This window comes from Mucilaginibacter sp., assembly GCF_028287845.1.
Classification (GTDB): Bacteria; Bacteroidota; Bacteroidia; order Sphingobacteriales; family Sphingobacteriaceae; genus Mucilaginibacter.
This window is the reverse complement of sequence record NZ_JAQBOW010000091.1, coordinates 35,242-43,016: the sequence shown is the minus strand read 5'-3', so window position 1 is coordinate 43,016 and position 7,775 is coordinate 35,242. Positions and strand designations below refer to the sequence as shown.

General features: G+C 39.4%; 10 protein-coding genes. 9 read left to right on the top strand and 1 reads right to left on the bottom strand.

Features of this window, described 5'->3' with window-relative positions:
• Window positions 1-63 precede the first annotated feature (63 nt).
• From rplM to pyrH, 6 genes are all read left to right on the top strand, one after another.
• Window positions 64-501 (top strand): 50S ribosomal protein L13, encoded by a 438-nt coding sequence (gene rplM, locus JWP71_RS08995; protein ID WP_299498809.1) that lies wholly within the window; start codon window positions 64-66, stop codon window positions 499-501.
• A gap of 24 nt (window positions 502-525) precedes the next feature.
• Window positions 526-912 (top strand): 30S ribosomal protein S9, encoded by a 387-nt coding sequence (gene rpsI / locus JWP71_RS08990; protein ID WP_299498807.1) that lies wholly within the window; start codon window positions 526-528, stop codon window positions 910-912.
• An 18-nt stretch (window positions 913-930) separates the two neighbouring features.
• On the top strand, window positions 931-1,797 hold the full coding sequence (rpsB, locus tag JWP71_RS08985) for a 30S ribosomal protein S2 (RefSeq protein ID WP_299498805.1): 867 nt from the start codon (window positions 931-933) through the stop codon (window positions 1,795-1,797).
• Between the two features lie 93 nt (window positions 1,798-1,890).
• Window positions 1,891-2,742, top strand: coding sequence for a translation elongation factor Ts (gene tsf, locus JWP71_RS08980; RefSeq protein WP_299498802.1), 852 nt, complete (start codon window positions 1,891-1,893; stop codon window positions 2,740-2,742).
• 147 nt (window positions 2,743-2,889) lie between these two features.
• On the top strand, window positions 2,890-3,999 hold the full coding sequence (gene nagA, locus JWP71_RS08975; RefSeq protein WP_299498800.1) for an N-acetylglucosamine-6-phosphate deacetylase: 1,110 nt from the start codon (window positions 2,890-2,892) through the stop codon (window positions 3,997-3,999).
• 64 nt (window positions 4,000-4,063) lie between these two features.
• The gene (gene pyrH, locus JWP71_RS08970) at window positions 4,064-4,768 is read left to right on the top strand and encodes a UMP kinase (RefSeq protein WP_299498798.1); all 705 of its coding nucleotides are present in this window, start codon (window positions 4,064-4,066) and stop codon (window positions 4,766-4,768) included.
• A 64-nt stretch (window positions 4,769-4,832) separates the two neighbouring features.
• Here pyrH and JWP71_RS08965 read toward each other — a convergent pair whose 3' ends face one another.
• Window positions 4,833-4,976, bottom strand: a complete 144-nt coding sequence (locus JWP71_RS08965; RefSeq protein ID WP_299498796.1) for an addiction module protein — start codon at window positions 4,974-4,976, stop codon at window positions 4,833-4,835.
• A 143-nt stretch (window positions 4,977-5,119) separates the two neighbouring features.
• Between JWP71_RS08965 and frr the strand changes: the two genes are divergently transcribed.
• From frr to JWP71_RS17350, 3 genes are all read left to right on the top strand, one after another.
• The gene (frr, locus tag JWP71_RS08960; protein WP_299498794.1) at window positions 5,120-5,683 is read left to right on the top strand and encodes a ribosome recycling factor; all 564 of its coding nucleotides are present in this window, start codon (window positions 5,120-5,122) and stop codon (window positions 5,681-5,683) included.
• Window positions 5,684-5,766: 83 nt separating this feature from the next.
• A complete protein-coding gene (locus JWP71_RS08955; protein WP_299498792.1) occupies window positions 5,767-7,524 on the top strand; it encodes an ABC transporter ATP-binding protein in 1,758 nt (585 codons plus the stop codon).
• Between the two features lie 11 nt (window positions 7,525-7,535).
• Entirely contained in the window at window positions 7,536-7,748 is a 213-nt protein-coding gene (locus JWP71_RS17350; RefSeq protein ID WP_366143528.1) for a PLDc N-terminal domain-containing protein, read from the top strand.
• Window positions 7,749-7,775 lie beyond the last annotated feature (27 nt).

Here is a 7,775-nt window from a genome sequence, read left to right as displayed (position 1 = left end):
CGTATCTTTGCAGTCCCGAAAAAGCGGGGTATAATAAGATTTTAATAATTTAAATTAAAGCAAGTGAATACGTTAAGTTACAAAACTGTCTCAGCCAACAAAAAAACCGTTAACAAACAGTGGGTTGTTGTTGACGCAAATGGCGAGATTTTGGGGCGCTTGTCTACGAAGATCGCAATGATCATCCGTGGAAAAAACAAGCCAGATTTTACCCCAAACGTAGACTGTGGTGATAATGTAATAGTTATCAACGCAGACAAGGTAAAGTTGACCGGAAACAAATTCAGCGATAAGCAATATGTTTCTTACACAGGTTATCCTGGTGGTCAGCGTTTCATTTCTCCTAAGGAGTTAATGGCAAAACATCCAACACGCGTAATTGAAAAAGCCGTGCGTGGTATGTTACCTAAAAGTCGTTTGGGCAAAGTATTGTTTGGCAATTTGCATGTATATGCAGGCGACCAGCATCCTCATGAAGCACAAAACCCGAAAGCCATTTAACTTTAAAAACTAAGGAAAAAAGAAATGCCAACAACTAACACTTCAGGCAGAAGAAAAACAGCCGTTGCACGTATCTACCTTACAGATGGTAGCGGTGCAATTACCGTAAACGGTAAAGATTACAAAGAATACTTCCCTACATTGCCATTGCAATACATCGTTACTCAATCAACCGAGGTTTCTGGGTCAACCGGATTATATGATGTTAAAGTTAATGTTGCAGGTGGTGGTGTAAAAGGACAGGCAGAAGCCGTTCGTTTAGCTATTGCGAAAGCTATTGTTGAACTCGATGCTGATAAGAAGCCTTCATTGCGCGCTAAAGGTTTAATGACACGTGATAACCGTATGGTTGAGCGTAAAAAACCAGGTCGCAAGAAAGCACGTAAGAGATTCCAATTCAGTAAACGATAATTTAAGGAGGACAACAAAATGGCAAGAACAACATACGACGAGTTACTGGATGCAGGTGTACACTTTGGTCACCTTACCCGCAAATGGGATCCTAAAATGTCACAGTACATTTTTATGGAGCGCAACGGTATTCATATAATAGACTTAAATAAAACCTTATCGAAGGTTGAAGAAGCTGCTGCAGCTATAAAACAAATTGTAAAATCAGGACGTAAAGTATTATTCGTAGCTACAAAGAAACAAGCGAAAGATATTGTTGCTGAATATGCAAAAGGTGTAAACATGCCTTTCATAACCGAACGTTGGTTAGGTGGTATGTTAACCAACTTTGCAACTGTACGCAAGTCTATCAAAAAGATGTCTAACATCGATAAATTGACTAAAGACGGTACTTACACCAACCTTTCTAAAAAAGAAAGATTGATGATACAACGTGAGCGTATTAAATTAGAAACTTTGTTAGGTGGTATTTCTGATTTAAATCGTTTACCTGCTGCATTGTTTTTGATCGACGTTAAGAAAGAGCACATCGCTGTTTCTGAAGCATTAAAGTTAAACATACCAACCTTTGCAATGGTTGATACTAACTCCGATCCTTCAAACATCGATTTCCCTATCCCTGCAAATGATGATGCTACCAAATCAATTTCATTGATAACCGGTATCATAATCAAAGCAATTGAAGAAGGTTTAGAAGAACGCAAACGCGAAAAAGATGATGAAGCTGAAAAAGAAGCAGCAGTAGCGAAAGCTAAAGCTGATGCTCCTGAAGTTGCTGACAGGGCCCCGGCTGCTGAAGGTAAAAGAAGCCGTAAAGTAGCTGTTGATGCTACCGCAGCTGTAGCCGACGAAGCTCCTGCCGCAGCTGATAGCACAGAAGAATAATTTTGTGAATGGTGAGTGGTGATTAGTGAGTAATTTTAAACTTACCAATCACTATTCACCATTCGCTATTTAAAACTTATAACTGAAAATAAGATGTCTACAGTACAAATATCAGCATCCGATGTAAACAAACTGCGCCAGCAAACTGGTGCCGGTATGATGGATTGCAAAAAAGCTTTAACCGAAACTAACGGTGATTTTGAAGCAGCTATTGATTTTTTAAGAAAAAAAGGTGCTAAAGTAGCCGCCAGCCGTCAAGATAGAGAGTCTAACGAAGGTGTTGTTATTGCACGCACATCTGCAGATGGAAAACGCGGTGTAGTAATTGAATTAAATTGCGAAACTGATTTCGTTGCTAAAAATGCCGAGTTTGTTGCTTTTGCTAACGCGATTGCTAACGAAGCGGTTGAGCAAAACCCTGCAAACCTTGAAGAATTAAATAAATTAGGTATTGACGTTGAAAACTCACGCACTACTATCGGCGAAGCTACTATTGATAAAACAGGAAAAATTGGCGAGAAAATAAGCGTATCTAAATATGAAGTTATTGAAGGCGAAAAAGTTATCGCTTACATACATGGTAACTTCCGTTTAGCTGTATTAGTTGGCCTGAGCAAAAATGTTGCAGGTGCTGATGAAGCAGGAAAAGACGTAGCTATGCAAATTGCTGCCATGAACCCTGTTGCTATTGATAAAGATGGTGTTGATGCAACTACTATAGAGCGTGAGCTTGAAATTGCTAAAGACCAAATACGTGCAGAAGGCAAACCGGAAGAAATGGTTGAAAAGATCTCTTTAGGTAAATTAAACAAATTCTACAAAGACTCAACCCTGTTAAACCAGGAGTTTGTTAAAGACCCATCAAAAAATGTATCTCAATTTTTAGATACGGTTGATAAGGGACTGACAGTGACTGCCTTTAAACGGGTTGCTTTAGGAGCTTAAATATTTTAATCCCCGCTGAAAAGCGGGGATTTTTTTTGTCTTAGCCCCACCCGACCCTTTCCGATAGGAGGGCTTTTAAATGTTATTTCGTTATTATAAAATATTTTAGAAAGTCTCCTCTACCGGGGGAGATTTAGAAAGGGCTAAATGATAACAGTCTTACATAATCTTCAACTTATTACTGATGGTGTTATTACCAGAGGCAAAGCTGTTTTGTTACAAGGCGAACAGATCATAGATATTATTGCAGATACCGATATTCCGCAAGATGTAAAGCGAGTCGACCTAAACGGTAATTATCTCGCGCCCGGATTAATTGACCTGCAAATTTATGGTAGTGGTTCGTCGTTATTTTTTGGCGGTGATCCATCAGCAGAAGCATTGGCACAAATGGAGCAAGCGTTGCTTGCTCAGGGATGTACCGGCTTTTTAGCAACCATTGCTACCAATACCGATGATATTGTTGAACAGGGCATAGATGCAGCTGTACAATATTGGGATAAAAGAACAGGTAATTTATTAGGGCTGCATTTAGAGGGCCCATATTTAAACCCTAAACGTAAAGGCGCCCATCCGGAGGAGTTAATTAAAAAGGCAACCCTTGCGCAGGTTAAGAGCTGGGTTGAAAAAGCCAATGGTCTCATAAAGATGATAACCCTGGCGCCCGAATTGCAGGATGCCGAAGTAATTGATTATTTGCATCAACAGGGTATTGTACTATCCTCGGGTCATAGCAATGCTACTTATACCGAGGGAAAATCATTTCTAAACAAACCAATTAGGGCAGTTACACATTTATATAATGCTATGCCGCCAATGCACCATCGCGAGCCAGGGTATATCCCGGCAATATTTGAAGAGAAACCTTATACAAGTATTGTTGCCGATGGTGTGCATGTTGATTTTGCACTGATTCGTTTAGCTAAACGCGAATTAGGCGACAAGCTGTTTTTAATAACCGATGCCGTAACAGAAGCTGATAAAGGAACGTATCAGCATCAATTTAAGGGTGACAGATATGTTACCCCGGACGGAACTTTATCCGGCTCATGCCTCACCATGTTAAAAGCAGTACAGAACTGTGTTGTACATGTGGGTATTGAACTACCAGAGGCGATAAATATGGCATCATTATATCCTGCTCGATTAATTAACGCTGATAAAAAAGGAAAAATTGAGAAGGGCTATGATGCTGACATGATAATATTCAATAATGATTTTGAAGTTAAGGGGATTGTATTTAAGGGTGTTATTTAACAATTACAATATAAAATTTTAACAATAGCATTAATTCTCTATTTTTGGTAAACCTACGGCATTCATGAAATACAAAAGAATATTACTAAAACTCAGCGGCGAATCCTTAATGGGCGACAGGCAATACGGCATTGATAACAAACAGGTATTGCAATATGCTCATGATATAAAGGGTGTTTATGAAAAGGGCATTGAAATAGCAATAGTAGTTGGAGGTGGTAATATTTTTAGAGGACTGAGTGCCGAAAAATCTGGCATGGAACGTGCCCAGGCAGATTATATGGGTATGCTGGCCACAGTTATAAATTGTATGGCGCTGCAAAACGCGTTAGAAAGTGTTGGTGTTGAAACCCGTTTACAATCGGCCATTAAAATGGAGCAAATTTGCGAGCCTTATATCCGCCGTCGGGCTATGCATCATTTAGAGGTAGGTAAAATAGTAATATTTGGTGCCGGTACTGGTAACCCGTACTTTACTACTGATACAGCGGCATCGCTGCGCGCTATCGAAATAAAAGCCGATGTAGTTTTAAAAGGTACCCGTGTTGATGGTATTTATACCGCCGACCCCGAGAAGGACCTAACTGCTACCCGTTACGATGAAATAACTTTCCAGGAAGTATATGATAAGGGTTTAAACGTTATGGATATGACCGCCATTACCCTTTGCCAGGAAAACAAGCTGCCTATCATCGTGTTCGATATGAACAAACCAGGCAATTTTATGAAAATTGCAGAGGGTGAGCCGATAGGGACATTGGTTCATTAGTGATTATTTAGCGGCGTTTAGCTCACTTTTTATATCGTTCCAACTTAAAAAAGTAGTCTCACCTTTATTTATAACGGCTAAGTCGCCTATCTAATTCCTGTTCGTGTGTAGTGGCAATATTGTTGGGGTCAATACTATCCCAAATTTTTTCGATCATCAAAATGCGCTCAGCAACACTCATCTCTAATATTTCCTTCATTGGTATCATGTGTTAATTAATGTATTTTTTTATTTTTAGCAACTATGGCAAAGGCGCTGTCAACAAGTTAAATATTGTTAATTAAATAATAGCATAGGATTAATTAAACCAAAAATCATACTTTTTACTATTTTTGACAAAAAATTATAACAATGAGCGAACTCATTAGAAAACAAGTAACTGACGCCAAAGCGGCAATGGACAGGGCAATTGACCATGCAGACGGCGAATTAAATAAAATACGTGCGGGCAAGGCGAGTCCTTCAATGCTGGATGATGTTTATGTTGATTACTATGGTACTGCAACACCTTTAAGCCAGGTAGGTAGTGTTAATACCCCTGATGCGCGTACCATTGTGGTGCAGCCCTGGGAAAAATCGCTATTAAGCGCTATTGAGAAAGCCATAATGGAGGCTAACCTTGGCGTTAACCCACAAAATGATGGCATAATTATTCGCATTAACGTACCGCCGTTAACCGAGGAGCGTCGTCGTGATTTGGTTAAGAGAGCTAAAGGTGAGGCCGAAAATGGTAAAATTGCTATTCGCAACGTACGCAAGGATGCCAACGAAAAAATACGTAAGCTAAAAGCCGACGGAGTATCAGAAGATGAAATGAAAGCCGGCGAGGGCGAGATACAAAAGCTAACCGATGCCTATATTATTAAGGTAGACCAGCTATCAGAAGCTAAAGAAAAAGATATCATGACGGTTTAATATTAACCTTATTGTCAAATTAAAGGGGATGAGCTACTTAGCCGTTCCCTTTTTTTATTTTTGGACAAAACTCAAATAATTGAATGAAAGTACTCTTATCATACCTTAAAGAACACCGCAGTATTGTTATTTTTGCCCTGTTTTTGGCTGCAATGAACATTGGGTTTTCTTTAATGGATCCTTATATCTCGGGTCGTATTCTGGATACCGTTATTGGCCAAAGTGACAAGCTTAATTTAAGCGCATACTTGGGTAGCGCATTAAAATTAGTCGGCCTGGGCGTTGGTGTCGCTATGGTATCGCGTATAGCAAAAAATTTCCAGGATTACTTCACTAATATCATCACGCAAAAAGTTGGCGCTAAAATGTATGCCGATGGATTAAAGCACTCTCTTGAATTACCATACCAGGTTTTTGAAGATCAGCGCAGTGGCGAGACATTGGGAATCCTGCAAAAAGTACGGATTGATTGCGAAGCATTTATAACCGCATTTATTGGGATACTGTTTGTGAGCATTACAGGTATGAGCTTTGTAATTGTTTACTCACTGTTTGTAAGCTATAAGGTTACATTGGTTTATTTGGCAGCTATCCCTATTATTACGTTTGTAAGCACATCACTAAGCCGCCGGATAAAAACGGTGCAAAGAAGTATACTTTCTGAAACAACCGCATTGGCGGGATCTACCACAGAGTCATTAAGAAATATTGAATTGGTAAAAAGTCTTGGACTGGTAAAACAGGAAATAAGCCGGTTAAATAATACTACCTATAAAATTCTAGGTCTTGAACTAAAAAAAGTAAAATATGTACGAAGCATGAGCTTTGTGCAAGGTACAACCGTGAATTTTGTACGCAGTGTTATGGTGTTGGTATTGTTACTGCTTATTCATGACCGCACTATAACCGCGGGCCAGTACTTAAGCTTGCTTTTTTATTCGTTCTTTTTGTTTAACCCGCTGCAGGAGTTAGGAAATGTTATTGTTGCCTGGCGCGAGGCCCAGGTTTCGTTAGCTAATTTTGAGCGGATAACAAGCACACCTATTGATAAAAAACCTGAAAAACCTGTCTTGTTAGAAAAGATCAATACCTTAACTTTTGATAACGTAAGCTTTAAACACTTAACAGCTAACCGTAACGCGCTTAACCATATTAGCTTTGAAACTGTAAGTGGCGAAACTATTGCTTTTGTAGGTCCGTCAGGATCAGGCAAAACAACGTTAGTTAAGTTATTGGTAGGCTTATATCAGCCGTTAGAGGGTAATATATCTTATAATAATATCCAAAGTAAAGAGATCGATCTGGATCAGCTACGCGAGAAAATAGGGTTTGTAACGCAGGACACACAGTTGTTTTCGGGCACTATCCGTGAGAACTTACTATTCGTTCGCCCGGAAGCTACAGATGAAGAATGTTTGGAAGTACTGCAACGTGCCGCATGCCAAACTTTAATGGAGCGCGCCAGCAATGGCCTTGATACAGTGATAGGTGAGGGTGGCGTAAAGGTTTCGGGTGGCGAGAAGCAACGTTTGTCAATAGCGCGTGCCTTATTACGTAAACCTGATCTGTTGGTATTTGATGAAGCAACCTCATCGTTAGATTCGTTGACCGAGGAAGAGATAACAGAAACTATCAGGGATGTATCTGTATACGGAAATCAAATAACTATTTTGATAGCTCACCGTTTATCAACCATAATGCATGCCGATAGAGTGTATGTATTGGAAAAAGGTAGAATTATAGAATCTGGCAAACATGCTGACCTGTTATTGCAAAAAGGCCTGTATTATGCTATGTGGAGACAGCAAATTGGCGAAAAAGATACCGTCGAGGTAGATTAATTTAATAAACTATGTATATTATAACTTCAGCTTTCAGCGGTACTGTAGGATTTATATTTTTGATACTGTGGGTATTATTGGTATTTTTTGCTTTGATCAGTATCTTTCGTAATTCCAACGTAAACCGGGATAATAAATTTTTATGGTTTATTATAGTTGTTATAGTGCCGATAGTTGGTCCGCTCACTTATTGGTTCTGGCACAGTGTAAGGCAGCCGGGATAACATACATAGCTGTCATGTTATACATGA